We start from the raw sequence: 26,366 nt of genomic DNA on the forward strand, positions 1-26,366 counted from the left end.
AGGAGATTTCTTGGTCCTCCTTTGGACGCGACGCGCGAGCAAAGTCGCCAATTGTGGGCACGAAGGCTCGCGCGGAGTGGTGCCTTCCGTTGAGTGGAGCAGCGTCAAGACGACAGGCTGACCGTCCGCGGAGGCCAAGGTCGGAGGTACGATAATGTCACCAAGTGCACTGCGCGGTATCCAATGACACATCTTCACAGAAGACTTGTGATGCAGAAGAAATCTTGAATGGCGGCACGGTTGTGGCAGCATTGAACACACGCCGAGGAGTGTTCAATGAATTCGCCAAGGGAATGTAGCCGGCGATTTTTGTTTCTATTGGTCGGCATTTTCGCGTGGCCGTTAAGCACGGCACAGGCGGACAATCTCGGCTCGAATCCAGGCGCGTCGGCTTATGCTTCGGCGGGCAAGCCCTGGACCGTCATCGTCAGTCCTTATGTCTGGGCCGCCTCAATGAAGGGCAATGCATCCCTTGGCGGTCACGACACGACGGTTGACGTGCCATTCAAGGATACATTCCAGCATCTCAAATTCGCGCTCATGGGAGCCGTCGAAGTGACGGACGGTCGATGGGGTGTTTATTTCAATGGCGAGACCGTCAAGACAGAGCAAGATGAAGTCGTGGGTACGCGGCAGCTCGGTCTCTCCACGACAATGTCGATGATTGCCGGCGGCGCCTATTATCGCATTTACGAGTCCAGGCTGGGTGGCAACACAACCTTCGGGACGCCGAGGATATTCGCCATCGAGCCGACCGCGGGTTTGCGCTGGACGAGGTTGTCGGCGCGGCTCACCACCGGGCCCATCAGTGTGGAGAAAGGCGTCGACTGGACCGATCCGTTAGTCGGCGTGCGGCTGAGTGCGGATGTGAGCGAGCGGTGGAATATCTTCGCCGAAGCTGATGTCGGCGGCTTCCGTTCCGGCAGGAAAGTGAGCGTCAACGCCCAAGTCTATGCCGGCTATAGAACGATGTTTCTCGGCCGTCCGACGATCCTGCGCGCGGGCTATCGGGTGCTGCACCAGAATTACGAAACTGCCGATTTCACTGGCCACACGTTTCGCTGGGACGTGACCCAGCATGGACCTGTGCTCGGGCTCTCGATGCATTTCTGATGCGTGATTGTGCAAGTGGGCGGCGATTTCCGAGAAGGCCGCGCGCCTAGAAGGCGGTCAAGCGCATAAACCGTCGGTGCCACGGCGACTGAGCCGTGGGCTCTGCACAACTTCGAAATTGCCCGGCCATGGCGCCGGGCAATTTTTACGCCCGCCGGAAGTTAGCGGCACGGATGCCGGCGACCGTCATAGCCCATATAGGTGCCGGACGCCGGATCGAACGAGCGGTAACGCGAGAAGCAATAGGATAGCCAGTCGCCGCGCGGTCCATAGCCCGGGCCGACGATCGGGCCGTAATAGCCGGGCGGATAGAACACCCGCGGGCCATAGAACAGCGGCGGCGGACCGCCATAGTAGTAATTGTAATAGTAGCCGCGCGGGCCGTAGTAGCGCGGCTGCGAAGCGATGATGCCGCCGAGGATCAGGCCGGTGGCGATGCCGGCGGCGACGCCAGCGCCCCCGCGTCCCCGATAACGAATGTCGATGACGTCCGGCGAGGCCGCGGATCTGAGCGTTGCAACGCTCGACGGGACCGGCGCGGCTGCGGTGGGAGCAGCCGTGCCGGCGAGAAAGGCCACAACACTGAGCGCGGCCGTAAAACGGGTGAACGGAGCGGTCGCCACCGTCGTCGACATCGTGGTCGGCATGGCTTGTTTCTCCTTTGGGCTCGTATTCCCTATCTTGGCTGCGCAGAAATACTCGGTCCGCGGCTGCCCGGCAGCATTGATACGGATCAATGGGCATCGGTGGTATCGCCGAGGTTTGCGGAGCTGAACCGCTCCGGATTTTCCGCTGCCGTATTTGCTGCGCGCTGGTGACCGCGCTTATTCCGGCTCCGCTGTCGCCAGGCACGGGTCGAGCACCACGTGATTGGCGTCGAGACGCCGATAGGCACCCCGAATTTCGACATCGTGGCCGACTTTCATGTCATTGGCTTCATAGGTAACGCACATCACGCGAAGGTCGGAACAGACCACCAGGTACCAGAGCGCGCCGTCTGTTCGGACCAGCGTAAGCTTGCCGGTGACCAACAGGTCGATGCGATCGCCGCCGTCGGGAACCCCTTCGGCCATGGCTCGCAACTCGTCGCAGCGCGCCGACGATTGCGCTGGTACCTCGGGCGGCGAGAAAGCGGGCCGGTTGGTGAAGAGGTCGTCGGCGAGGGCGGGGCTGACGACTAGCGACAGGCCGAAAAAGACGCGCCACATGGCTTGCTCCTGGATTCGCAGGTGCATCGTTTGCGCGGTTCGCTACACCGCAAATATGGCGTTGGGGCGTCGAAAGAAAACACGGCCCTCTGCAGGGGAGCTACAGAGGGCCGTGTCTTGGTCGTTGTCACTTACGCTCGCGAGACGCAAAGACAACGCGGGAGCACTTTTTCTCTCGGCCCTACGCGGGGAGAGGTGAGAGCTAGAACGGCAGGATCACATCCATCACCTGCTGGCCGTAGCGCGGCTGCTGCACGTCCGTGATCTGGCCGCGGCCGCCGTAAGCGATGCGGGCCTGGGCGATCTTGGTCGAGTCGATGGTGTTGTCGCTTTCGATATCCTCGGGACGGACCACGCCGCCGACGATCAGTTCGCGGACTTCGAAATTGACGCGGATCTCCTGGCGGCCCTCGATCACCAGATTGCCGTTCGGCAGCACTTGTACGACAACGCCGGCGACGTTGGTCGTCAGCGCTTCGGAGCGGTCGACCGATCCCTTGCCCTCGCTCGATGCCGTGGAGTCGGCGGTGAACAGCCGTGTCGGCAGCGCCGAGTTGACGATCGGCAACTTGCTCTTGCCGAAGAAGTTGTCGACGCCGGAATCTTCCGAATTGGTGCGGCTGCGCTTGGTATCGTTGGCGATGTTGGCTTTGTCGGTGATGTTGACCTTCACCGTGAGGATGTCGCCGACCTGATGGGCGCGCTGGTCCTTGAAGAAGGCGCGCGAGCCGTTTCGCCACAGCGAATTGGGATTGTAACTCGCGGGCTGTGCCGCCGGCATCGGCATCTGCACCGGCTTGTAGCCGGCACGCGTCGTTGGGTTGTCGATCTCGGAGAGCTTGGGCTGCTCACCGATGTTCTTCAACCGGTCGAGGGCCGCGCAGCCGCTCAGCAACGAGGTCGCAAGCGCCGCAAGGATGGCGTGGCGGGTCAAGGTCAATATCCTCATCTCAACAGACTTTCACTCGAGTTCATCAATCGACTTCGGGGACGAGGGGCGGCGTTGCCGTCGCTCGCGTCTATATTGTTCAGCGCCGGTTTCCCGCGGCTGCCGGGAGGTTGGCGGCGAACCGCGAGGCCGACGTCGACACCACCACATGGCCGGGACCGGCTACCACGCCTTGCACAGTGCGCTTGGACTGCTCGTTGAGCACCGACACGGTGTCGCCTTCGGCGCCGCTCTCCGTCGCCTTGCCGCGCAAGGTGAGCGTCAGGCCGGGCGCTTCGAACACAAGGGTCACCATCTGGCCGCGCTGTACGACTTCGGGCCGCGTCAGGTCGGCATCGCGCAGCGGCTGGCCGGGTCGGATGACATTGCGTGCGGCCATGCCTACGGCGCGCTCGATGCCGACGACGGCATCGCGTTCGACCTGGGCGCGGGGCCGGCGTTCGATCACAAGGTCGGAAGCTTTGAGCACGGCGCCGCGATCGATCGAACGGGTCACCATCACGGTTTCTACCGTCGCATAGGCGCGGCCGGACAGCCGAAGCAGACCGCGCTGTGTCGCGCTGGTGGGAATTTCCAGCGTTGCATCGAAGCGGCCGTTGCGGGCGTCATAAGAGAGGCGAGCGATGCCGACGCTGCCTTGCGCCGCCGGATCGACCTGGATGGCGCGGGGATCGCGATCGAAGGTAACGGTGATGTCGGCCGCCGGGCCGGCATTGAAGCGAGTCGACACGGCCTGGGCGAGACTGCGTTCGATCTCCGACATCGGAATTTCGCGGCTGGCGCGGGTCACGCTGATTTCGGTGACGCCACCGGTGTCGAAGCCGACCAGGGCGTGCGGGCGCACCGCGTCGATCACGGCGGCGACGGGCACTGTGCCGGTCGTGCCGAGGTCCGGCGCGCGGAAGATGGCGATGTCGGCAACGACGCCGGCGTTCTCGATCAGATCCCCGATACGCACGATGCCAGAATTGACGGTGACGTGGCCCTTGAGATGCGGGCGTGCCGACTCGGCCGATTGCGCCGAGGCGGCGGCGATGCCGACGCCGAGCATGACGGCGGCGGCGAGGAGGCGAATGGCGGTGGCGATCATGGTGGCAATCATGGCCTTGCCCTCAGCGCATCAGGTTGGAGGTAGCCGACAGCATTTGGTCGGCGGCGGAGATGACCTTGGCGTTCATCTCATAGGCACGTTGCGCGGCGATGAGATCGGAGATTTCGCTCACCGCTTCGACGTTGGCAGCTTCCAGGTTTCCCTGCTGCAGATCGCCGAAGCCGTTGAGCTGCGGCGTGCCGTTCTGCGGCGAGCCGGAAGCCGGTGTTTCCAGATACAGGTTGTCGCCGATGCCCTTGAGACCGGCCTTGTTGATGAACATCGCCAGCTCGATCTGACCGACCTGGTTCTGCGTCGTTTGACCGGGCAATGTCACCAGAACCTGGCCCTGGGCGTTGATTGTCACCGACGTGGCGTTCTGCGGAATGGTGATGCCTGGCTGAATCAGGTTGCCGGAGGCGGTGACGATGCGCCCTTGCGAGTCGAGTTCGAACGAGCCGTCGCGGGTGTAGGCGGTCGAACCGTCCGGCATCGTCACCTTGAAGAACCCTTCGCCGCGGATGGCGATGTCGTAATCCTTGCCGGTCTGCGTCAGCGAACCTTGCGTCATGATGCGTGGCGTGCCGACGGTCTTGACGCCGGAGCCGAGTTCGATGCCGGCAGGCAGGATGTTGCCCTGCGATGACGTCTGCGCGCCGACGCGGCTGACGTGCTCGTAGAGCAGATCCTGGAATTCGGCGCGCTGCCGCTTGAAGGCGGTGGTGCGCATGTTAGCGATATTGTTGGAGATGACCTGGACGTTGAGTTCCTGGGCCATCATGCCGGTCGCGGCGGTGTGCAGGGCGCGCATGGTTCAGTCTCCTCAGGCCGGCACTTCGGCGAGCTTGTCGATCGCATTGCGCGACAAGTCGGCCTGCTGTTGCATCATGTTCGCGACCTGGGTGTAGGTACGCGTGATCTCGATCATGCGAGTCATTTCGACGACCGAGCGGACGTTCGATTTCTCGACCGAGCCCTGCACGAATTTCGATTGCGTGTCGGGCACGATGGTGGCGCCGTTCTTCAGAGCGAAAGTGCCCTGGCCGACCTTCTGCAGCATGGCGGGGTTTTCGACACCGACCATGCGCAGCTTGCCGCGCTGCGATTCCTGCGCCGAATTGCCGGGCACCGAGACGCTCACGGTGCCGTCACCGCTGATCCGGATATCGACGTCGTTGCGCTGGAACTGGATCGGCCCGTTGTCACCGAGCACGGGGAAGCCTTCCGACGTAACGAGCTGGCCTTCATTGTTGATCTGAAAGCCACCGTTGCGGGTGTAACGTTCGCCGGCCGGGGTCTGGACGGCGAAGAAGCCGTTGCCGTTGATGGCGACGTCGGTGGCGTTGCCGGTGCGCTCCATCGAGCCTTGGCTGAAGTCGGTCCAGGTGGCGCGGTCGCGCACAAACGAGACCTGGCGGTCGCGATTCGACATGTTGTCGGACCGGGCGACCTTGCCAATGAATTCCTCAAACACCGCGCCGTCGGCCTTGAAGCCGGCAGTGTTCACGTTGGCGATATTGTTCGCCACGACGTCGAGTTCGCGCCTCAGCACGACCTGACGCGACAGTCCGACCAGCAGAGTGTTCTGCATCGGTCATCTCCCCTTGATCCCGGTGGTGCCTGCCCTCCCGAGGCCGGCGCCGCCGTGTGGTGAAAGTCCGGCTCTCCCAAGCCGTCGTTTCGGGGAAGAAGGATTGCAGTTGCCGTGCCAACTACGAAAAATTCATAGTTTCAACGTCTTATCGGTTTTGGCGGCCCGCAAATTAAGGCAAAAAACACCATAGGGACCGATTTAACCCGGCAATTCTTGCCGCATCGGGAACCGGGGAAAGGTTCTGTTAACCATACCGCCACTAACGTGGCGCTGCTGCCACGCACGTGGCGGCGATGGGGCGGCTTGCCGGCGATGAGACGGCGCGCAGGCCGAGGCGGCGTGCATTGCCCGAAAATTCGTTGGGGAACAGGGGTCTTGAATGGCCAAGGCGGCGAAGACTGAAGCGGAAGCGGAACCGGAAGCCGAAGGCGAAGAAGCCCCCAAGAAGAGCAGACTGCCGTCCAAGAAGGTGATGATCATCGCAGGCGCGGCGCTGCTGGTTGTCGGCGGTGGCGGTTTCGGCGCCATGAAATTCATGGGCGGCAAGAAGCAAGAAGAGCCGAAGAAGGAAGTGGTGAAGCCCGCGACCTTCGTCGATCTGCCCGACGTGCTGGTCAACCTCGCCAATTCCGGCGGCGACCGCACCCAGTATCTTAAAGTGAAGGTGGTCCTTGAACTGCCGGACGCCGAACTGGTGCCGAAGATCCAGCCGCTGATGCCGCGCGTGATGGACGCCTTCCAGACCTACCTGCGCGAACTGCGCCCGACCGATCTCGACGGCTCGGCCGGCCTCTACCGACTCAAGGAAGAACTGACGCGGCGGGTCAATGTCGCGGTCGCACCGAACAAGGTCACAGCGGTCCTGTTCAAGGAAATCGTCGTTCAATAGCGCATCGCGCGAGTGGACGATCGCAATACTTATAAGCAGACGGCAAAGACGAGCATGGCGGGCAAGGACCAGATCGACCAGGACGCGCTGGCGGCGGAGTGGGGCGTTGCCCTCGAGGCCGAGCAGGGCGGCGGCAGTGGCGCGCCGACCCCGTCCAGCAGCGCCGATCAGGCTGCCGCGCAATGGGCGGCGATGGTCGACGACACCGCCAATTTCCAGTCGACCAATAAGGGCGGCGCCGAGCGCATCCTCAATCAGGAGGAAATTGACAATCTGCTCGGCTTCAGCCTGGCGGATGTAACGCTCAACGACAATTCCGGTATCCGGTCCATCATCGACTCGGCGATGGTGTCCTACGAGCGTCTGCCGATGCTCGAAATCGTCTTCGACCGCCTGGTGCGGCTGATGACGACCAGCTTGCGCAATTTCACATCGGACAACGTCGAAGTCTCGCTTGATCGCATCACCTCGGTGCGCTTCGGCGATTACCTCAACTCGATCCCGCTGCCGGCCATCCTCGCCGTGTTCAAAGCCGAGGAGTGGGACAATTTCGGCCTCGCCACCGTCAATTCGAGCCTCATCTATTCGATCATCGACGTGCTGCTCGGCGGCCGTCGTGGCCAGAGCTCTGTGCGCGTCGAGGGCCGGCCCTATACGACGATCGAAACGAGCCTCGTTAAGCGCATGATCGAGGTCGTGCTCGCCGACGCCGAACTCGCCTTCAAGCCGCTGTCGCCGGTGAAGTTCAACATCGACCGCCTTGAGACCAATCCGCGCTTTGCCGCGATCTCGCGTCCGGCGAATGCCGCGATCCTGGTGCGCCTGCGCATCGACATGGAAGATCGCGGCGGCAACATCGAACTGCTGCTGCCCTACGCGACCATCGAGCCGATCCGCGCCACGCTTCTCCAGATGTTCATGGGCGAGAAGTTCGGCCGCGACCAGATCTGGGAAGGCCATCTCGCCACCGAAATCGGCCAGGCGGAAATCGGCGTCGACGCGGTGCTCTACGAAGAGAACCTGCCGCTTCGCAAGATGATGCAGCTCAATGTCGGCGACACGCTGATGCTCGAACTCAAGCCTGACGCGCAAGTCAAGCTGCGTTGCGGCGATATTACCCTGACCGAGGGACGCATGGGCCGCGTCGGCGACCGCATCGCGGTTCGGGTCACCAAAAACCTGCGCAAGCCGCGCACGACCTTCGCGATGTTCGAGAAGGCGGACGAGTCAAAGATCCGCATGGAGACGCAGTGATGTTCCACTACGGCTACCTCATCGAGAGCATGGTCTCGATTCTGCTACTGATGACCATCCTCTATTGCGTCCGGCTCAATAACCAGATCCGCCTGCTGAAGGCCGACGAGCAGTCGTTGCGCGCCACCATCGCCGAACTGATCACGGCGACCGAAATCGCCGAGCGCGCCATCGGCGGCCTGAAGACAACCGTGCGCGAAGGCGAACAGACCTTGGGCGAGCGCATCAGCCGCACCGAAACGATTTCGGCGGATCTCGGCCGTCAGCTCGAGGCCGGCGAACAACTGCTGTCGCGGCTGGTCCGCATCACCGAGGCCGGCCGTCCGGACGCGCCGCCGGCGCCGCCAGCTGCGCCGCGTGCGCAGGCGCTCGCCGCCGCGGCGCAGGCTCTGGCCGAGCGGCAGAAGGCGCGGCTTAAATCCGCGGGTGAAAGCAGCGGACTGGCGGCATGATCAAGTTGGCGCGCGAATTCCGTCTCATCCCGATCGTCCTCCTGGCGACGATCTGCCTGCTTGGGCTCAAGGTGACGGGCATCGTGTTCGACGGCGGCTATACGTTGGGTGAGAGGTTGAGCCAACGTGGCAAGCCTCAGGGCATCACGGTGACGTCCGGCAAGGACGTGCCGGATTATCCGCGCATCGTTGTAGCGGGCGAACCGCGCGCGCCCGAGTCGCGGGCCACGAACTCGGCGAGCCCCTGGGCAAAGGAGATGTTCAATTTCGGTGGCGGACGTGCCGGCGAGCCCGAAGTCACCGGCTCGGTCGCTGACCGGACCGCGGCGTTGCCCAAGATCGGTGCGACCCCAATCGATAGCGAGATCGTCACTGGCTCGGCCGGCGGCGGCAAGCCGCAGCATTCGGCCGCCCAGGCCCCGTCAGAACCGCTCAAGTCAACGGAAAAGCCGCCGGCGCCGACCAAGCTCGAAGTCGGCGGCGATCCGCAGCCTCTGCAGCCCGGCAAGATCAATTCGCCGGCCGAGCGCGCGCTCCTCGGCCGCTTGCAGGATCGTCGCGAGACGCTCGACAGCCGCAACAAGGAACTCGACATGCGCGAGAGCCTGATCAAGGCGGCGGAGAAGCGGCTCGAGGCCAAGGTCGGCGAGATGAAGGATATCGAGTCGCGCATCAAGACAGCCACCGACGTGCGCGACAAGGAAGAGAAAGAGCGCCTCAAGGGCCTCGTCGCCATGTACGAGAATATGAAGCCGAAGGATGCGGCGCGCATCTTCGACCGGCTCGACCTCAAGGTCCTGGTCGATCTGTCGACGGCGATGAAGCCGATCACGATGTCGGCGGTGCTGGCGCAGATGTCGCCGGAAGCCGCCGAGCGGCTCACGGTCGAACTGGCATCGCGCGCCAATGGACCGAAGTCGCAGGCCGGCGGAGATTTGCCCAAGATCGAAGGCCAGCCGGGCAAGATGTAGGACCGGCCGGTGTCCCGACGTTTTTAGGGATGTGTTTTACCGCAACAGTTAATCCGTCGTTAAACGCGGGTCTTTAGGGTCGTCGGTCAATATCCGCGCGAAAGACCTTATGACGTCTCGTCCTGGCAGCAAGTCCACCGCGATGGCGCGGGCGCTCAAGACAGCGCGCGCGGCGCTGGTGGCGCTCGCGGTGGCGGCGGTCAATATCGGCATGGCGGCGGCCGAGCCGGTGAAAGGCGAGGTCAAGGCCGAGGCCGAATCCGGGTTTGGCCGGATGATCTTCAAATTCGAGGAACCGGTCGATGCCACGGTTCGCATAGCCGGCGCCATCCTCGTCCTCGAATTCAAGGAGCCGGTAGCCGTCTCCGTCGACCGGATCAGCAGCCGGATGCGCGATTATGTCAGCGCGGCTCGCGTCGACCCCGACGGCAAGGCGGTGCGCATCGCGCTGGCCGGCAAATTCCGCATTAACCCGATTCCGGCGGCGGAGCGGCTGTTCATCGATCTGTTGCCCGAGCCGTGGGTCGGCATGCTGCCGGGCCTGCCCCAGGACGTGGTCGACGAACTAGCCGCGCGCGCCCGCTCGGCGGAATTAGCCGCGCGCAAGAAGCGCGCCGCCGACCAGGCCGCCGCGATGCCGGCGGTGCGGGTGAAGGTGGTCAAGCTGCCGACCTTCATGCGCTACATCTTCGATCTGCCGCCCGGCGTCGATGCCACGCCCGAGCTGTCCGACGGCAAGTTCAAGGTGCATTTCAACAAGCCGGCCAAATGGGACCTCGCCGATGTCGCGGCGACGCTGCCATCCACCGTGAAGTCGGTGAAGCCGGAAACCGAGTTCGACTCCATTGGCGTCATCTTCACGCTCAACGGCATGCCGGAGACGCGCTCCTTCCGCGAGGACAAGAGCTTCGTCGTCGATATCGGACTCGGCCCCGACGCGCAGCCGATTGCTGTTACGCCGTTGGTGCCGGGTATGGCAGCCGCGGCCGTACAGATCGCGCCGCCGGAAACCATGCCGGCCAAGGAGGCGACTCGCGAGGAGGCGCCGCCACCGTTGAAGGACATGCCGCGTTTGAAGGACGCGCCGCGTCAGGAGGCGGTCGAGCCGGCGCCGCCGGCGGTCCGGCTGGCGCCGCCATCGCTTGCGCCGAAGGCCGAGGTAAAGTCCGAAGCGAATCCCGAGCCTGCTGCCGTGCGGAAGTCCGAACCGGCGAAGCCGGATGCGAAAGCAGCCGAAGACAAGGCGCAAGGGATGAAGCCGCCGATACAGGCGGTCGAGGCGCAGCGCCCGCTGCCGCTGGAAAAGGCACAATTCAGACCACAGGCGGCGCCGGAACAGAAGGCCGTCGCCGTCAACGCCGAAAGCGCGATGCAGGCGATCACGACCGCTTCCAGCGATCAGATGCGCATCAGCCTGCCGTTTGCCGCGCCGACCCCGGCGGCCATGTTCAGGCGCGGCGATTCGCTGTGGCTTGTGTTCGACAGCAACAAGCCGATCGATGTGTCGCAGCTGGCACGCGACTTCGGTCATGTCGTGCGGCGGGCCGACTATGAGAGCGGCGGCAGCGGCGAGGGTATCGTGCGCCTGCGTCTGGTGCGGCCGATGCTGGCAAGCCTCGAAGCCGACGACAATGGCTGGGTTCTGAAGATCGGTGACAGTGTCGCGGTGCCGCCGCAGGCATTGTCGACAGCGCGCCTGATCAACGGCAGCAAGCGTGGCATCGTCGTGTCGCTCGAACATGCGGGTACATTGCATCATCTCACCGATCCCGATCTCGGCACGCGGCTGATGGCAGTCACGGCGCTGGCGCCGGCGCGTGGCCTGATGCGGCCGCAGAACTTCGTCGAATTGCGCGTCCTGCAATCCATGCACGGCATCGCGCTCGAACCGCTCGCCGACGACATCACCGCTGACGTAACGGCCGAACAGGTCACGATCTCGCGGCCGGGCGGGCTGACGCTGTCGGCGGAAAGCCTGGTGCAGCAGCAGCAGATGTCGCCGACCCTTCGGGATGGCTCGCTCGATCCGGAGACGTGGGAGAAAGATCGCAAGGCGCCGTTCGAGAAACGGCAGGCGGCGCTGATCGCCGATGCGGCGGTGGCCGGCGAGGGTACCAAGCGCGCCGCCCGCTATGACCTCGCTCGTTTCTATCTGGCCAACGACCTGGCGGCTGAAGCCAAGGCGGTGCTCAGCGTGGCGCTGGACGACAAGGCCAATGGCGGCGACGAAGTGACGGGTTCGATCCTGCGCGCGCTCGCCAATGTGATGCTGCACCGTCCGGAGGACGCGCTGAAGGACCTCGCCAGCCCCGACATCGGCAACCAGAAGGAAGCTCCGATCTGGCGCGCCATGGCGCAGTCGCGGCTCGGCCGCTGGCCGGAAGCTAATGCCGCCTTCAAGTCGCTCGACAAGCACGTTGCGGCGCTGCCGCTCGGTCTGCAGCGTATGGTGCTGCTGGACCGCATCCGCACCGGCATCGAGGTCAAGGACTTCGATGGGGCCGCGCGCATGGTCAACGATCTCGACACCATCGGCGTCACCGACGACATCACGGCGTCGGTCGCGGTGTTGCGTGGCCGCATCGCCGAGAATCTCGGCCGCAAGGAAGATGCGCTGAAGGATTACCGCGCGGCGGTGATGTCGTCCGACCGCCGCGCCGGCGCGCAGGCGCGGCTGCGCGAGATCGAGTTGATGTCGAAGAGCGGCGCCATGCCGCGCAATGAGATGATCCACGAACTCGAAACCCTGACCACGGTGTGGCGCGGCGACGAGACCGAGACCCAAGGGCTGCAGTTGCTTGCCCATCTCTATACCGGGGATGGCCGTTATCGCGACGCCTTCCACGTCATGCGTACCGCGCTGCTGGCGCACCCCAATGCCGACGAGACGCGCAAAATCCAGGACGAGGCGGCCAAGACATTCGATGCGCTGTTCCTCGGCGGTAAGGGCGACGCGCTGCCGCCGATCGAGGCTCTCGCGCTGTTCTACGACTACCGCGAACTGACGCCGATCGGCCGTCGCGGCGACGAGATGATCCGGAAGCTGGCCGAGCGGCTGGTCGCGGTCGATCTGCTCGACCAGGCGGCCGAGCTGCTCCAGCATCAGGTCGATCATCGCTTGACCGGCGCGGCACGGGCGCAGGTCGCGACCCGGCTGGCGACGATTTATCTGATGAACCACAAGCCCGATCATGCGCTGGCTTCGCTGCAGCGGACGCGGTCGTCGGAACTGTCCAACGAACTGCGCGACCAGCGCTTGCTGCTCGAGGCGCGGGCGCTGTCGGATATCGGCCGCAACGACGTCGCGCTCGAGGTGATCGCCAATCTCAAGGGCCGCGAAGCGTTGCGCCTGCGCGCCGATATCGAATGGGCCGCCAAGCACTGGCGCGTCGCGGCGGAGAACATCGAATTGATGCTCGGCGAGCGCTGGAAGGATTTCCGGCCGCTCAGCGATTCCGAGCGCACGGATGTGTTGCGTGCCGCCATCGGCTACACGCTGAGCGACGAAGGCATCAGCCTGGCGCGGCTGCGCGAGAAATACGCGGCCAAGATGGCCGGCACACCCGATGGACACGCCTTCGACGTTGTCAGCGCGCCGATCGGCGCGGGCTCCGCCGAATTCCAGTCGGTGGCACGCCGCATCGCCGATACCAACACGCTTGACGCTTTCTTGCGCGATCTCAATGAACGCTACGGCGCCGAGTATTCCAAGCTGCCGCAGGCTCGCAACGGCGGGGCGCCCGCCGCCGCGGCAGCCAAAAGCGACAACAAGGACGTCAAGCGCGCCGATCCGGCGCCGACTGGCTCGATCCGCCCGCGCGCGGCGACGTTCAGGGATCAGGTGAAGCGGTGAGGCGGCAGCAGGCCGCCTAATTCCCGTAACTCTGGATCAGCGATCCCGCCACCAGCGACCAGCCGTCGACCAGCACGAAGAAGATCAGCTTGAACGGCAGTGACACCACGACCGGCGGCAGCATCATCATGCCCATGGACATCAGCACTGAAGCGACGACGAGGTCGATGATCAGGAACGGAATGAACAGCAGAAAGCCGATCTCGAAGGCGCGCTTCAGTTCAGAGATCATGAAGGCCGGGATCAGGATACGGAGCGACATTTCCTCGGGCGTCGCCGGCGGCGGCTCGCGGGTCATGTCGGCGAACAGCTTCAGGTCCTTGTCGCGCACATGCTTCTGCATAAAGGCGCGCAAGGGGCCCGCGCCGCGCTCGAAAGCTTGCTCGGCGGTGATTTCATTGGCGACCAGCGGGCGGATGGCGTTGTCGTAGGTCGTCTGCAGCGTCGGCGCCATCACGAAGGCGGTGAGGAAGAGGGCGAGCGACACCAGCACCGAATTGGGCGGCGCGGTCGCGGTGCCCATCGCCGTGCGCAGCAGCGACAGTACGACGACGATGCGTGTGAACGACGTCATCATCACGAGGATGGACGGCGCCAGCGACAGCACCGTGAGCAGCGCGATCATCTGGATGACGCGCTCGGTCAGCCCGGCATTGCCGGGTCCGCCGAAATTGATGCTGACGTCCTGAGCCGCGGCCGGCGCGGCAAGGAAGAGGAGCGTTCCTGATACTCCAACCGCCACCGTCAGAAGTTGACGAACCCGGCGGTCGGAACGACCCCTCAAGTCTTACCCGGCGGACGGCCGAGCAGACTGGCCATCTCCTGTTCAAGGCTGTCGTAGACAGACTTGCCGGCGGGCGCCGCCGGGCGGGGCTGTTGCGGAGTGGGGCGCTCGAGTCGCGGCTCTTGCCGGGTGCTGCGCGGCGTCTCGAAGGGCGGCTCGGGCCAACCGTCGTCGTCAGCCTTGGCAGCCGGTGCCGTTTCAATGCGCGGATCAACGCGCAGCTTGTAGTCCCGGCGCGGCACTTCGACCGGTTTCGGCGCGGCCGGTACGGCGAGCGGATCGGTCACCGGCGCCCGGCCTTCGGACGGGGCGCGGCGCAGTGCCGCTTCGAGCTGCTGCGCCATCTCGGCCAGATTCTGGTCGGTCTGTGGCGCTTCGCCCGGTTCATGCTCCATCGCCACCGGCGGCGCGACGGGAGGCGCGACCGGGGGGGCCGCCGGCTGAGGCAGGACGGGCGGGGCAGCCGCGCGCAGCGGCTCCGTCCGCATCGGCGCAGTTTCGGGCGGCGGCGCGATGCGGCTCGACAGTTCGGCGGCCAAGCCGCTCAGGCTGGTCTCTGATGTAGCGGGGCGCGGCCGGGCACCCGGCTCGGGCGCGTGCCATGGCTCTTCGGTCGCCGGCTGACGATATGGGCGCGGCGACGGGAGCGGCGCCGATTCGCTTACCGGCTGCAGCGGGAAATTGTCGGCCGCCGGCGCCGGGCGAAACGCCGGCTCGGCGGCGCGGGCGGTCGGCTCCGGCGCGCGCGGCGCAGCGGGAGCGGCGCGCACGATATTCTGCTCGACGACGACATCGGTCGGGCCGCCGATCATCATCAGATGCTCGACGTTATCGCGTCGGATCAGCACGAGGCGGCGGCGGGCATCGACAGTTGCCGCATCAATGACGGCAAGACGCGGCTGGCGGCCGCGCGCATTGGCGCCGCCGAGCCGGTCGGCCGCGAAGCGGCGCACCAGCCAGGCCGTCAGCGCGATCAGCGCCAGCACCGCCACGAAGGCGATGAAGAACTTCGCCGGCAGCGGCATTTCCGAGCCGAAGAGGTCGAACATCGAAGCACTCCGTGAACCAGTTAAACCCAACGCGACAGAATCAGACGAATAGTTAACGGCAGTAGGCACGATTTGCCGAACCGGCCGCCATCAAAATCTTAACAAAACGGCGGCGGTTTGGCACCGGGCAGGGAAAAGCCAACTGCCTCACATGGTTAACAGGCAGGGCCGAAAAGGCGCCGAGACCGGTTCCATTTACCACCTGTTAACCATAAGCCCGGCAAAGTCTGCCCAGTTGGCGTCGTGTGCCGAAGCAAGCCGGCGATGTCTTAACCGGCGGTTTCCAGCGCGAAAGGGGCCCCAATGGCGATCACCGATGTTCCTATTCTGTCGATGCTGCGCACCAAGATGTCTTGGGCGCAGGAGCGGCAGAAGGTGCTCGCCCAGAACGTCGCCAATTCCGACACGCCGAACTACCGCGGCCGCGACCTGGTGGCGCCGAAGTTCGACGACGCGGTGGCGGTCGCGACGCGACCGGTCGATCAGGTGACATTGGCGGCGACGGCGCCGGGGCATATCGGCGGCGGGTTGTCGCTCACGGGGGCGTCGAAATACGCGACCGAAAAGAAGGGCTACGAAGTTCGCCCCGGCGGCAACTCGGTCAATCTCGAGGACGAGATGATCAAGGTCGCGAACAACCAGATGGAATATCAGGCGGCGACCGCGCTCTACACGCGCAGCCTGTCGCTTCTGAAGGTGGCGCTCGGCAAACGCTGATGCCGACCGAGCTGGTGCGCAAGGCGGCAAAACGGAGATCTGAACGATGGACTTCATGAAGACGATGGCGATCGCCGCGTCCGGCCTCAAGGCCCAGTCCGGCCGCATGCGCGTCATTTCAGAAAACATCGCGAATGCGGATTCGGTGCCGGACTCGCCCGGTGCCAATCCCTACCGGCGCAAGATACCGACCTTCAATACCCAACTCGATCGCTCACTGGATGCCCGCGTCGTCTCACTTGGCCGTGTTGCCAATGACAAGAGCGACTTCCGCCTCAAATACGAGCCGGGTCACCCCTCGGCCGATGCCAACGGCAACGTCAAGTACCCGAATGTGAACTCGCTCGTCGAAATGACCGACATGCGGGAAGCCCAGCGTTCCTACGAAGCCAACATCAACGTGATCAGTGCGACGCGCCGGATGATCCAGCGCACCATCGACATTCTCAAAGCCTGAAGCCGCACGGCCCGCAGACAGGCCAGACGCCTCGAAAGGATAGACCTTTATGGCCAGCCCGATTTCAGCCGCCGGCGCCTACGCCAACATGGCACGCATTGCCGCCGACCCGTCCGCGGCGTTCGCCGGGATCGGTGTCGCTCAGCCCAAGAGCGAAACCAGCTTCGCCTCTGTACTTAAGGAAGCCATCGGCGCGGTGCATGAGACCGGCCAAAAATCCGATATGCAGACCCAGCAACTGGTGAAAGGTCAATCGAACATGGTCGACGTCGTCACGGCCGTGGCGGAAACCGAAGTGGCGATCGACGCCGTGGTTGCGGTACGCGACAAGGTGATCGCGGCCTACGAAGAAATCATGCGGATGCCCATCTAACGGCAGCCTGAATACCCGCGCCAGCGGGAGGTCCAAGTATTCGCGTGCGTCACCAATTCAGCGTCAATTCCTGTTTTCGATGGGGCCCCCGGTCGGGGGTGGGGAAGAAATTATGACCGGTCCGGAAGTGCTCGATGTGGCGCGAGACGCCATCTATACGCTCATCGTCGTTTCGGCGCCTGTGATGCTGGTCGGGTTGATCGTTGGTGTTGCCATCTCGCTGCTGCAGGCGCTGACGCAAATTCAGGAAATGACGCTCGCCTTCGTGCCGAAGATCCTGGCGATCTTCGTCGCGTTGTTGATAGCGCTACCGTTCATGGCGGAAAAACTGCATGCGGAAATGCTGCGTATCGCATCGCGAATCGTGACGGGGTGACCCACCCCCGTCTGTCAATCGAGGGCGCGAAATAAAGGCGTGGATGCCAGGCGAAAGGCCGGGCATGAAAGAGATGAGAGTCGCGGGCTGATTCGAAATCTCAGATGCAGATCAACATCTCCTTCCTACCGATCCTGGCGGCAGCATTCATGCTGACTTTCGCCCGCGTCGGCACGATGGTGATGCTCATGCCGGGCGTTGGCGAGAGCAACATGCCGTCAAGGGTGCGGTTGACGATCGCGCTGGCGCTGACGGTGGTGATCATGCCGCTGCACCAGAGCGCCTATAACGTGAGTCTCAACACATTCGGGCCGGTGCTGCTGCTTCTGTTTCAGGAGATCATCGTTGGCGCCGTGCTCGGCCTGACCGCGCGGCTCACCATCGCGGCGCTGCAGACCGCCGGCTCCGTGGTCGCCCAGCAACTCGGGCTCGGTTTTGCGATGGCGGTCGATCCGACGCAGAACCAGCAGGGCGTGGTGGTCGGCAACTTTCTCGCCGTACTTGGCGTGGCGATGATCTTCGCCACCGACCTGCATCATCTGGTCATTGCGGCGCTCAACGACTCCTATCTGATCTTCGCGCCGGGCGAAATGCCGCTGACGGGCGATGTTGCGCAGCACTTCACCCGCGTCGTCGCGACGTCGTTTCGCATCGCTATTCAATTGTCGGCGCCGTTCCTTGTGTTCGGCCTGATCTTCAATTTGGGACTGGGCATTCTCGCCCGTCTCATGCCTCAGATGCAGGTGTTCTTCATCGGCATGCCGCTGTCGATCCTGCTCGGGTTCATGCTGTTGCTGCTGGTGCTCGCCGCCATGATGGGGACGTTCACCGGTTACGTCGAGGGCGTGCTCCTCGACCTTGCGCCGCGCCGGTGACGGGGTAGCGCATGGCAGAGGAACCCGATCTCGAGGATAAAACAGAAGATCCTTCCCAAAAGCGCTTAGACGATGCGTTCGAGAAGGGTAACGTCGTCAAGAGCCAGGAGGTCAATACCTGGTTCATCATCGCCGGCGCCACTCTGGTGCTGATGACTTTCTCGGGCGGCATGGGGAAGGAGCTCAATGCCACCATGCGCGGCCTGATCGCCAATTCGGCGATCATCACGATGGACGGCCCGTCGCTGCCGCGGCTGTTCGAGAAGATCGGTGCAGAGCTCCTGGCCGCGCTGGCGGTGCCTTTTCTGATCCTGATGCTGGCGGCGCTTGCCGGCAATATCGTGCAGCATCGCTTCATCTGGTCGACGGACTCGCTGGCGCCGAAGTTCTCGAAGATTTCGCCGCTCGCCGGCATGAAGCGGTTGTTCTCCAAGCAGTCGCTGGCCAATCTCGTCAAAGGCCTGATCAAGCTCGGCATCATCGGCGCGGTGATGGTGGTGCTGCTGTGGCCGGACCGCGACCGCATGGAAGGCCTGGTCACCATGGACCCGGCCGCGCTGCTGCCGTTTACGTCGGCGCTCTCGCTCAAGGTTCTCGGCGCCGTGGTCGCTTTGCTGGCCATCGTCGCCGCCGCCGACTTCCTGTTCCAGTACCGCACCTGGTACGGCAAGCTGAAAATGTCGCTGCAGGAGTTGAAGGAAGAATACAAGCAGACCCAGGGCGACCCGTTCATCAAGGGCAAGCTCAAGCAGATCCGGCAGATGCGCATGAAGCAGCGCATGTCGTCGGCGGTGCCGAAGGCGTCGGTGATCATCACCAACCCGACGCACTACGCCGTTGCCCTGCAGTACGAGCGCGGCATGGATGCGCCGGTCTGCGTCGCCAAGGGTGTCGACGCGATGGCCCTGCAAATCCGTAAAATCGCGACAGAGCACGATGTGCCGATCGTCGAGAACCCGCCGCTTGCCCGCGCTTTGCATGCCTCCGTCGAGGTCGATCAGACCATCCCGCCCGAGCACTACAAGGCGGTCGCCGAGGTCATCGGCTATGTCATGAAACTGCGGCGAGCGATCCGTAACTAGAGCGTTTCCAGGAGGGGTGGATGCCGGTTCGCTGTCCGGAAACGCGATCTCACGACAGGGCTTCCGGAACGGGACCAAAGCAGCGCATAAAGCCAGTCAAAGGCAGGGATTTCCGCCCGGCAGCCCTTGCGCGAAGCAGCCCGCTTAAGGCACTTGGATAAGTCATGAACGCCGAGCGACCGAACGAGCCTCGCCCCGCCCCACGCGACGGGCAGGGCAGGCGGCAAGCCTTCGACAAGAGCCAGAGCGCGCCGCGTTCGGGCTCGGTCGGTATGGTGCTGCTGGTCGCGGTGCTGTTGGTGGGTGCCGCCGGCGGACTGATTTATATCGGCCCGGCACACGCCGAGACCTACATCCTCGCGCTGCTGTCAGTGCTCGGCACCATCGGCGTGTTTGCGCTGTTCGCGCTTGCCTCCGGGATCATGCGGCTGTCCAGCCGCGAGCAGAGCAACCCTCTTTTAAAGTCCGTGGTCGATCAGGGCTTCGACGGCATCGTCGTCACCGACCAGGCGGGCCGCGTATTCTACGCCAACGCCACTTATCTCGACCTGATCGGGGCCGTCGACGACAACGATGTGCGCCCGGTCGAGCGGGTCTTCATCGGCGATCCGGAAGTGTCCGAGGCGATCTACCGTCTGCTCAAGGCCGCCCGCGAGGGCCGTCGCCTTCAGGAGGAAGTTCGCATAGCCGGTGCCTCCGGCGAGGCGGCGCGTTGGTTGAGGCTGCGCGTGCGCCCCCTCGGCGAGTCGCGGCGCGATGCCCGATTTGCGGTCTGGTCGATCGCCGACGTCACGCGTGAGCGAGAGCGTCAGGAAAATGTTTTCCAGGAACTGCAGCACGCCATCGATTATCTCGACCACGCGCCGGCCGGGTTTTTCTCAGTCGATGCCCAGGGCGACATCGTCTACCTCAATGCCACGCTGGCGGCCTGGCTCGATCAGGATCTGGCGCAGGTCGCGGTCGACTCGCTCAAGCTTGCCGACATCGTGGCGGGCGAAGGCGCGGCGCTCCTGACCACGCTCAATGCCGCGCCGGGCGACGTGAAGACCGAGGTGCTCGACCTCGACTTGCGCACGCGCACCGGCCGGCCGCTACCGGTGCGGCTGTTCCACAAGGTCGCTTACGGCGCCGACGGTGCGCCAGGTGCCTCGCGCACTCTGGTGCTCAATCGCGGCAAGGACAGCGGCGAGGACGCGCAACGCGACGCCGAAGTGCGCTTCATGCGCTTCTTCCAGAATACGCCGATGGCGATCGCCACGGTCGACCGCAACGGCCGCATCGCCCGCACCAATGCGCGCTTTGCCACCGCGTTCGACGGCATGATCGGCGAGAACCGTTCGATCCTGTCGGTGGTCAACGAGCGCGACCGCGGCGCGCTCGAAGCGGCGATCAAGCGCGCCGCCGGCGGGCAGGGAGATATCCCGCCTGTCGATGCGCAACTCGCAGGCTCCAACGAGCGCTGGGCCAACTTCTTCGTGCTTGCGGTCGAGGACAAGGATTCCGAAGGCGAGGCGGCCATCGTCTATGCGCTGGAGACGACGGCGCAGCGCACGCTGGAGAACAAGGTTTACCAGCAGCAGAAGATGGAATCGGTCGGCCAGCTCGCCGGCGGCATCGCGCACGACTTCAATAACGTGCTGTCCGCCATCATGATGGCGACCGACTTCCTGCTCAACGCCCACAAGCCGACCGACCCGTCATTCCAGGACATCATCCAGATCAAGCAGAATGCCAACCGTGCCGCGGCGCTGGTACGGCAATTGCTCGCCTTCTCGCGCAAACAGACCTTGCGGCCGCAGGTCCTTGATCTCGGCGAAGTGCTCGGCGATCTCGGCATGCTGTTGAAGCGGCTGATCGGCGAGAAGGTGACATTCGCCGGCGTCAAGCACGGCCGCGATCTGTGGCCGGTGAAGGCCGACCTGTCGCAGTTCGAGCAAGTTATCGTCAATCTCGCGGTCAACGCGCGCGACGCCATGCCGGACGGCGGGACGCTCAGCATCCGCACGACGAATGTTGCGTCGGCCGAATGCGCGCAATTCGGCCACAAGGGCATGCCTGCGGCGGATTACGTGCTGGTCGAGGTCAGCGACACCGGCACCGGCATTCCGCAGGACATCATCGACAAGATTTTCGAGCCGTTCTTCTCGACCAAGGAAGTCGGCAAGGGCACCGGCCTCGGTCTGTCCACGGTCTACGGCATCGTCAAGCAGACCGGCGGTTTCGTCTATGTCGACTCAGCGCCGGGGCGCACCACCTTCCGCATCTTCCTGCCGCGCTATGTTCCGGCGGCCGAGGACAAGCCTGCTGTTGGCGCGCCGTCGATCGCGCCGGCGCTCGATGCGGCGAAGTCGCTCGAGGCCACCAAAGCCGCGGCCGAGACCATGGCGAAACAGGCCCAGGCAAGCGCCGATCTGACCGGACAGGGCGTCATTCTTCTGGTGGAAGACGAGGAGGGCCTGCGTGCGCTCAATGCCCGCGGGCTGACTTCGCGCGGCTACACCGTGCTCGAGGCCGGCAATGGCATCGAGGCGATGGAGGTCATGGAGCGGGAAGGCCACGTCGATCTGGTGGTGTCGGACGTGGTGATGCCGGAAATGGACGGCCCGACGCTGCTGCGCGAATTGCGCGCGCGCGATCCGAACGTGAAGTTCATTTTCGTGTCGGGCTACGCCGAAGAAGCCTTCGCCAAGAACCTGCCGCAGGACCAGCAGTATCACTTCCTCGCGAAGCCCTTCACGCTGAAGCAACTCGTCGCCGAAGTGAAGAGCACGCTCACCGGCGGATGATGGCGGTCGGGCCGGCAGCCGTATGTTACTATCCGCGGCAGCCTCGAGACAGTGGAACTCGGAACGCGGAACTCGGCGGGGGCGACTTCCTGCTGGTGCTGGACTTCGCCGCCATAGAGGCGCAACGTAATCGTGGCGGTTAGGCAAAACGGATCGCCAAACCTCCTGACGTGATACGCGGAATCGATGCCAGACTCGATGGCGTTCGCGCCATCCTTCCCTGCGTTTTCGCCGTGGCGCGGCAACGGGAGTTCGATATGCGGAGAATCATTCAAGCCAATATCGACAGACTCAAGTGTCTGATTTGCGACGAAACCGATCCGACGAAGCGGGCCATGGAATTGCGTCTTCTCGCCGAAGAGGAAGAGAAGAAAAAACAATTGCCGCCGTATGACAGAAGGGAACCCAAGGCGTTCTAATCAGCGAATCTCGGCCCATTTGCGCCAATGCGTCGGCTGGATGTCGACGCGCTCTTTTGTCGAAGCGTCGACCCAAGACGTCCCTGATTTGTGGACTGGAAATACAAGCGCGTGGACGTCGCCATTCTCCATCACGCCGACTTCAAGATCGGTACCGGACGGCGCAATCGCGATTGGCAGCCATTTTTCTGGCAGAGAGTAAACATGAGCCATTCCATAGCAAATGCCCGCTCTGCCTGCGATGCCTTGACCCACATCAATAGAACTGGGTCCCGGCTAGGCTTTCCAGCGGACGAGCAGTCGCCAGCTTAGTAACAGGCTTGCGCCAGCGTCACCTTGGTGAACACAAGAGTCGATACCGTGCAGCGGTCAGGAAGGCCGTTCGCCGCTTGCGGCGCGGTGAAGTAATTGCGCTCCATTTCCGCAGCGGCGGGGCCGGTATAAAGCGATACCACGTCGGTTTGCGCCTCGGCCGGCTTGGCCTCACGCGCGCCGTCGAATGGGGTGAGCTTGGCCTGTGCCGCCGAAGCAGCGAGCACGGCTGCGAGAGTTATGACCGCGACTTTCATCGCACGAACTCCGGATTGGCTGGTTGACGCCTTGGTTGGGCAAACGAATGATCGTTCGGGCTGTTCCGGTAGCTTCGGTGAACAAGTCGTGAGCAGCCAAACCCCGATGGAAAATCAAGGGCCTGGACCGCTCCACAGGCGGCCTGCGGCTTTGCGGCGCAGCCGGGCCGCCGGCACTTACATTCGCATGCCGCGATACCTATTCTCCCATCCGCCTGATTTGGGCCCGGGAGGATATGGAGAACCATGACGCGTAACCGCTGGCTGATTGCGCTTGCCGCAATTGCAACTGTCTTCACCTTGGCTGCCGCCGACTATGCCGACGCCCGCGCCGGGCGCGGCGGGTCATTTGGCAGCCGTGGCTCCAACACGTTCTCGGCTCCGCCGGCCACCAACACCGCGCCGCGTGCTGCGCAGCCGATCCAGCGTTCGCAAACCGCGCAGCCAGGTGCCGCGACGACCGGCGCTGCCGGTCAGGCGGCGCGTCCAGGCCTGTTCGGTGGCGGATTGCTCGGCGGTCTGGCCGCCGGCTTCCTCGGGGCCGGCCTGTTCGGCATGCTGTTCGGCGGCGGCTTCCTCGCCGGCATGGGCAGCTTCGCCTCGATCCTCGGCCTGATCCTGCAGGTCGTATTGGTCATCTTCGTCGCCCGTCTGGCCTTCAACTGGTGGCAACGCCGTAACAACCCGGCGCCGGCCTATGGCGCGGCGAACGGCCCGCAGTCCGCGAACCAGAACAACGCGGCCTTCACCGGCCTCGGCGCCGGTACGGGCGGTGCCTTCGGCGGCATGTTCGGTGGTGCAAAGGCGGCGCCGGCGACGCAGCCGATCACCATTGGCGAACAGGACTTCAATGAGTTCGAGCGCCTGTTGTCCGAAATCCAGGCCGCATATTCGGCCGAGGATCTCAACGCGCTGCGCGCCAATGCGATGCCGGAGATGGTGTCGTATTTCGCCGAGGAAATCGGCGAAAACGCCAAGCAAGGCCTGGTCAACCGCATCACTGATGTGAAGCTGTTGCAGGGCGACCTGGCGGAAGCCTGGCGCGAGAACAACGATGAATACGCCACCGTCGCAATGCGCTTTGCGCTGACCGACAGCGTCGTCCAGCGCTCGACAGGTCAGGTCGTCGAGGGCGGTACGCCGGGCGAGGCGACCGAACTGTGGACCTTCCGCCGCTCGCGCGGCGCGCCATGGATGCTGTCGGCGATCCAGCAGGCCTGAGACGGCGGCCCAAGCGTCGAAGAGATAAAGGTGCGCGTCCTGAAAAGGGCGCGCGCTTTCATTTGGGGCTTTGAATCAGACCACCCGGTCGGCAAGAGGCGTCTCGTTCCCGGACAGGAGCGGCCTACTGCCGTGAGGGCTGGCCCCGCGGGCTTTAGAGTCTGTTAACGACAGGGAGGGGCGCCTTCGCTGCGCCGCATGGTGGCTGGGTGAGCGCGCGCTGCCATTGGCCGCAGCGGCCGGCGTTGACCTTGCCGCGAATAACGTCTATTTGGCCCGCCGCAACTTGGTTTTCGGCCTCATCTTCGTTCGCTCCCGGCTTTGGGCTGCGCTTCAAGAGATCCCCCAAAACTTGGATAGTTGCCGCCGGCCCAAAAGAGGGGAACTGGCGTACAACGCGGAGCGCGAAAGGAACTACCCGATGGCTACCGGAACTGTGAAGTTCTTCAACACCCAGAAGGGCTACGGCTTCATTCAGCCGGATGATGGCTCGAAGGACGTGTTCGTCCACATCACCGCTGTTGAGAAGGCCGGCATGCGTTCGCTGGTCGAAGGCCAGAAGATCTCGTTCGAGATCGTCACCGAGCGCGGCAAGCAGGCCGCCGGTAACCTGCAGCCGGCCTGATCGCCGGTTCTGGTATCGAATACGAAGCCCGGCGCATGCGCCGGGCTTTTTTTGTTGGCGCCGCCAGGCCGACGACAACGGCAACCAGGCCGCCGGCTTCGGCCGCAACGTCACGCGGCGATCAACCGAACCGCCACGATATCCTCACCGGCGCCGGCGGCGGTTGCACCCCGGCCGATCTGCGCTCGACCGGCGGCGACGGCCTGCTGTACTGCTTCGCTGCCAACTGATCCGGTGCGACAGACGTCCGAATCACGACAAGACGCGGGCGGTTCGCGTGCCGCCGCCGATTTTTTGCCGGGCTCCGCCAGCGCGCGCTACATTGCCGGCAGGCGCCGGTTTGACGGCGCCGCTGCCATGCGGGTTCGATGCCTGAACTGACCAACGTTCTGCTGCTGGCTGTCGATGCGCTGATCTACTTCGTGGCGCTCGCCGGCCTTCTGCGTCTCCGCGATCGCATCGGGCTCGGCCCGTTCTTCTGCGCGCTCGGCGTGCTGCACTTCCTCGAGACCTATCTCGCCAGCATCTTCTACGTCACGCTGCCGCTCGGCATCGTGACCTCGCCGGGCTCGACCGTTCTGTTCACCGGCAAGCTGATGTTGCTGCTGCTCCTTTACATCCGCGAGGACGCGGCGGTGGTGCGCCAGCCGATCTACGGCCTCATGTTTGGCAATGTGCTGGTGTTCGTGCTCGGCTTCGTGTTGCGCAACCACGGGCTGGCCTCGATGTCGGCCGGCCGCGGCGCGGATTTCGCCTTCCTCGACCAGATGGGCGGGCTGATGGTGTGGGGCACCGCCATCCTGTTTCTCGACTGCATCATCATCATCCTGCTGTACGAGCGCACGCGTGCCTGGTTCGGCGACCGGGTGTTTTCGCGGCTGCTGGTGGCGAGCGCCATGGTGCTGACCTTCGACCAGGTCGCGTTCTTTTTGGGGTTGAGCCTGCTCACCGGGGCCGGTTTGCCGGTGCTGATCGGCGGCTGGATCGCCAAGATGGGCGCGGTCGCGCTCTACAGTGTGTTCGGCACACTCTACCTCGTTTATTTCGACCGGCCGCATGGCCGCCAGGCTGCACCGCGTTTGCGCGACGTGTTCGACACGCTGACGTATCGCGAACGCTACGAGAGCCTGCTGTCTCGCACCGGCTGTGACGCGCTGACCGGCACGCTCGACCGTCATGCGCTGGAAACCTACGGCCGCCGCGCCGTCGATGGCGCCGCCGCCACGCAGCGGCCGCTGTCGTTGTTGCTGATCGACCTCGATCGCCTCAAAGCCGTCAATGAGCGCTTCGGCCGCGCTGCCGGCGATTGGCTGCTCAAGCTGACGGCGCGCGAGATCATGAGCGCGGCGCGGCTCGCCGATTTCACCTACCGCTTCGGCGGCGAGGAGTTTGTGGTGATCGCCGATGGGCTAGCCGGCGATGAAGCGCTGGCGCTGGCGGAGCGCATCCGCCACGCCATTGCGTTGGCGGCGGCCGCCGATCCGGCCGGTCCGCTCACGGTGTCGATTGGCCTTGCCAGTTCGCCCGGTGACGGTGCCAGCTATGACGCGCTGTTCATGAGCGCGGCCGGACGGCTCGAGCAGGCCAAGGCGCTGGGCCGCAACCAGGTGGTTGGCGCGCTGCGTTGAACTGGGACCTTGGATGCGGCGCATGCGTCAGG

General features: G+C 64.2%; 28 protein-coding genes. 18 read left to right on the forward strand and 10 right to left on the reverse strand.

All coding sequences use genetic code 11. The annotated features are described in order from the left end of the window. Nucleotides 1-276: 276 nt before the first annotated feature. A complete protein-coding gene (locus tag E8Q40_RS08355) occupies nucleotides 277-1,113 on the forward strand; it encodes a hypothetical protein (RefSeq protein ID WP_246663038.1) in 837 nt (278 codons plus the stop codon). A 161-nt stretch (nucleotides 1,114-1,274) separates the two neighbouring features. Here the strand turns inward: E8Q40_RS08355 and E8Q40_RS08360 are convergent, their stop codons facing one another. From E8Q40_RS08360 to flgF, 6 genes are all read right to left on the reverse strand, one after another. Beyond that, nucleotides 1,275-1,760, reverse strand: coding sequence for a BA14K family protein (locus E8Q40_RS08360; RefSeq protein WP_246663039.1), 486 nt, complete (start codon nucleotides 1,758-1,760; stop codon nucleotides 1,275-1,277). Nucleotides 1,761-1,937: 177 nt separating this feature from the next. Further along, entirely contained in the window at nucleotides 1,938-2,321 is a 384-nt protein-coding gene (locus tag E8Q40_RS08365; RefSeq protein ID WP_137043948.1) for a hypothetical protein, read from the reverse strand. A gap of 202 nt (nucleotides 2,322-2,523) precedes the next feature. Continuing rightward, the gene (gene flgH, locus E8Q40_RS08370; protein WP_137043949.1) at nucleotides 2,524-3,270 is read right to left on the reverse strand and encodes a flagellar basal body L-ring protein FlgH; all 747 of its coding nucleotides are present in this window, start codon (nucleotides 3,268-3,270) and stop codon (nucleotides 2,524-2,526) included. 79 nt (nucleotides 3,271-3,349) lie between these two features. After that, nucleotides 3,350-4,372 carry a flagellar basal body P-ring formation chaperone FlgA gene (gene flgA, locus E8Q40_RS08375; protein ID WP_137043950.1) on the reverse strand — a complete coding sequence of 341 codons (1,023 nt, stop codon included), beginning with the start codon at nucleotides 4,370-4,372 and terminating at the stop codon, nucleotides 3,350-3,352. 10 nt (nucleotides 4,373-4,382) lie between these two features. Beyond that, on the reverse strand, nucleotides 4,383-5,171 hold the full coding sequence (gene flgG, locus E8Q40_RS08380) for a flagellar basal-body rod protein FlgG (RefSeq protein ID WP_137043951.1): 789 nt from the start codon (nucleotides 5,169-5,171) through the stop codon (nucleotides 4,383-4,385). 12 nt (nucleotides 5,172-5,183) lie between these two features. Continuing rightward, nucleotides 5,184-5,951, reverse strand: coding sequence for a flagellar basal-body rod protein FlgF (gene flgF, locus E8Q40_RS08385; RefSeq protein WP_137043952.1), 768 nt, complete (start codon nucleotides 5,949-5,951; stop codon nucleotides 5,184-5,186). Nucleotides 5,952-6,333: 382 nt separating this feature from the next. Here flgF and fliL point away from each other — a divergent pair, with 382 nt between their 5' ends. From fliL to E8Q40_RS08410, 5 genes are all read left to right on the forward strand, one after another. Beyond that, a complete protein-coding gene (gene fliL, locus E8Q40_RS08390; RefSeq protein ID WP_137043953.1) occupies nucleotides 6,334-6,843 on the forward strand; it encodes a flagellar basal body-associated protein FliL in 510 nt (169 codons plus the stop codon). A 54-nt stretch (nucleotides 6,844-6,897) separates the two neighbouring features. Beyond that, complete coding sequence (gene fliM, locus E8Q40_RS08395; RefSeq protein ID WP_137043954.1) at nucleotides 6,898-8,097, forward strand: flagellar motor switch protein FliM; 1,200 nt, start codon at nucleotides 6,898-6,900, stop codon at nucleotides 8,095-8,097. Next, nucleotides 8,097-8,549: a DUF6468 domain-containing protein gene (locus E8Q40_RS08400; RefSeq protein ID WP_137043955.1), complete on the forward strand. Its 453-nt coding sequence runs from the start codon at nucleotides 8,097-8,099 to the stop codon at nucleotides 8,547-8,549. The genes fliM and E8Q40_RS08400 overlap by 1 nt, the downstream gene beginning before the upstream one ends. Beyond that, complete coding sequence (locus tag E8Q40_RS08405; RefSeq protein ID WP_137043956.1) at nucleotides 8,546-9,520, forward strand: MotE family protein; 975 nt, start codon at nucleotides 8,546-8,548, stop codon at nucleotides 9,518-9,520. The genes E8Q40_RS08400 and E8Q40_RS08405 overlap by 4 nt, the downstream gene beginning before the upstream one ends. Before the next feature lie 109 nt (nucleotides 9,521-9,629). Continuing rightward, nucleotides 9,630-13,373, forward strand: coding sequence for a tetratricopeptide repeat protein (locus E8Q40_RS08410; protein ID WP_137043957.1), 3,744 nt, complete (start codon nucleotides 9,630-9,632; stop codon nucleotides 13,371-13,373). 16 nt (nucleotides 13,374-13,389) lie between these two features. Here E8Q40_RS08410 and fliP read toward each other — a convergent pair whose 3' ends face one another. Next, nucleotides 13,390-14,121: a flagellar type III secretion system pore protein FliP gene (fliP, locus tag E8Q40_RS08415; protein WP_137046640.1), complete on the reverse strand. Its 732-nt coding sequence runs from the start codon at nucleotides 14,119-14,121 to the stop codon at nucleotides 13,390-13,392. A 32-nt stretch (nucleotides 14,122-14,153) separates the two neighbouring features. Beyond that, complete coding sequence (locus E8Q40_RS08420) at nucleotides 14,154-15,206, reverse strand: flagellar biosynthetic protein FliO (protein WP_246663041.1); 1,053 nt, start codon at nucleotides 15,204-15,206, stop codon at nucleotides 14,154-14,156. Nucleotides 15,207-15,509: 303 nt separating this feature from the next. On the opposite strand from E8Q40_RS08420, the gene flgB reads away from it, so the two are divergent. From flgB to E8Q40_RS08460, 8 genes are all read left to right on the forward strand, one after another. Then, a complete protein-coding gene (flgB, locus tag E8Q40_RS08425; RefSeq protein ID WP_137043958.1) occupies nucleotides 15,510-15,923 on the forward strand; it encodes a flagellar basal body rod protein FlgB in 414 nt (137 codons plus the stop codon). 46 nt (nucleotides 15,924-15,969) lie between these two features. After that, entirely contained in the window at nucleotides 15,970-16,380 is a 411-nt protein-coding gene (gene flgC, locus E8Q40_RS08430) for a flagellar basal body rod protein FlgC (RefSeq protein ID WP_137043959.1), read from the forward strand. Nucleotides 16,381-16,429: 49 nt separating this feature from the next. Continuing rightward, on the forward strand, nucleotides 16,430-16,753 hold the full coding sequence (gene fliE, locus E8Q40_RS08435) for a flagellar hook-basal body complex protein FliE (protein WP_137043960.1): 324 nt from the start codon (nucleotides 16,430-16,432) through the stop codon (nucleotides 16,751-16,753). A 112-nt stretch (nucleotides 16,754-16,865) separates the two neighbouring features. Next, complete coding sequence (gene fliQ / locus E8Q40_RS08440) at nucleotides 16,866-17,129, forward strand: flagellar biosynthesis protein FliQ (protein ID WP_137043961.1); 264 nt, start codon at nucleotides 16,866-16,868, stop codon at nucleotides 17,127-17,129. Between the two features lie 104 nt (nucleotides 17,130-17,233). Beyond that, on the forward strand, nucleotides 17,234-18,004 hold the full coding sequence (gene fliR, locus E8Q40_RS08445) for a flagellar biosynthetic protein FliR (RefSeq protein WP_137043962.1): 771 nt from the start codon (nucleotides 17,234-17,236) through the stop codon (nucleotides 18,002-18,004). A gap of 11 nt (nucleotides 18,005-18,015) precedes the next feature. Continuing rightward, entirely contained in the window at nucleotides 18,016-19,086 is a 1,071-nt protein-coding gene (gene flhB, locus E8Q40_RS08450; protein ID WP_137043963.1) for a flagellar biosynthesis protein FlhB, read from the forward strand. A 164-nt stretch (nucleotides 19,087-19,250) separates the two neighbouring features. Beyond that, nucleotides 19,251-21,872 carry a cell cycle histidine kinase CckA gene (gene cckA / locus E8Q40_RS08455; protein WP_137043964.1) on the forward strand — a complete coding sequence of 874 codons (2,622 nt, stop codon included), beginning with the start codon at nucleotides 19,251-19,253 and terminating at the stop codon, nucleotides 21,870-21,872. A gap of 170 nt (nucleotides 21,873-22,042) precedes the next feature. Beyond that, nucleotides 22,043-22,291 carry a hypothetical protein gene (locus E8Q40_RS08460; RefSeq protein ID WP_137043965.1) on the forward strand — a complete coding sequence of 83 codons (249 nt, stop codon included), beginning with the start codon at nucleotides 22,043-22,045 and terminating at the stop codon, nucleotides 22,289-22,291. Here the strand turns inward: E8Q40_RS08460 and E8Q40_RS08465 are convergent, their stop codons facing one another. Beyond that, entirely contained in the window at nucleotides 22,292-22,504 is a 213-nt protein-coding gene (locus E8Q40_RS08465; RefSeq protein ID WP_137043966.1) for a hypothetical protein, read from the reverse strand. A 95-nt stretch (nucleotides 22,505-22,599) separates the two neighbouring features. Next, the gene (locus E8Q40_RS08470; RefSeq protein ID WP_137043967.1) at nucleotides 22,600-22,860 is read right to left on the reverse strand and encodes a hypothetical protein; all 261 of its coding nucleotides are present in this window, start codon (nucleotides 22,858-22,860) and stop codon (nucleotides 22,600-22,602) included. Between the two features lie 246 nt (nucleotides 22,861-23,106). Between E8Q40_RS08470 and E8Q40_RS08475 the strand changes: the two genes are divergently transcribed. The 4 genes from E8Q40_RS08475 (at nucleotide 23,107) to E8Q40_RS08490 (ending at nucleotide 26,334) form a co-directional block, all read left to right on the forward strand. Continuing rightward, nucleotides 23,107-24,081, forward strand: coding sequence for a TIM44-like domain-containing protein (locus tag E8Q40_RS08475; protein ID WP_137043968.1), 975 nt, complete (start codon nucleotides 23,107-23,109; stop codon nucleotides 24,079-24,081). Between the two features lie 421 nt (nucleotides 24,082-24,502). Continuing rightward, a complete protein-coding gene (locus tag E8Q40_RS08480; RefSeq protein WP_056910468.1) occupies nucleotides 24,503-24,706 on the forward strand; it encodes a cold-shock protein in 204 nt (67 codons plus the stop codon). Nucleotides 24,707-24,741: 35 nt separating this feature from the next. Further along, nucleotides 24,742-24,936, forward strand: a complete 195-nt coding sequence (locus E8Q40_RS22415; protein WP_370455238.1) for a hypothetical protein — start codon at nucleotides 24,742-24,744, stop codon at nucleotides 24,934-24,936. Between the two features lie 138 nt (nucleotides 24,937-25,074). Next, entirely contained in the window at nucleotides 25,075-26,334 is a 1,260-nt protein-coding gene (locus tag E8Q40_RS08490) for a diguanylate cyclase (RefSeq protein WP_137043969.1), read from the forward strand. Nucleotides 26,335-26,366: the final 32 nt, after the last annotated feature.

It is taken from the genome of Pseudolabrys sp. FHR47 (assembly GCF_005153485.1).
Classification (GTDB): domain Bacteria; phylum Pseudomonadota; class Alphaproteobacteria; order Rhizobiales; family Xanthobacteraceae; genus Pseudolabrys.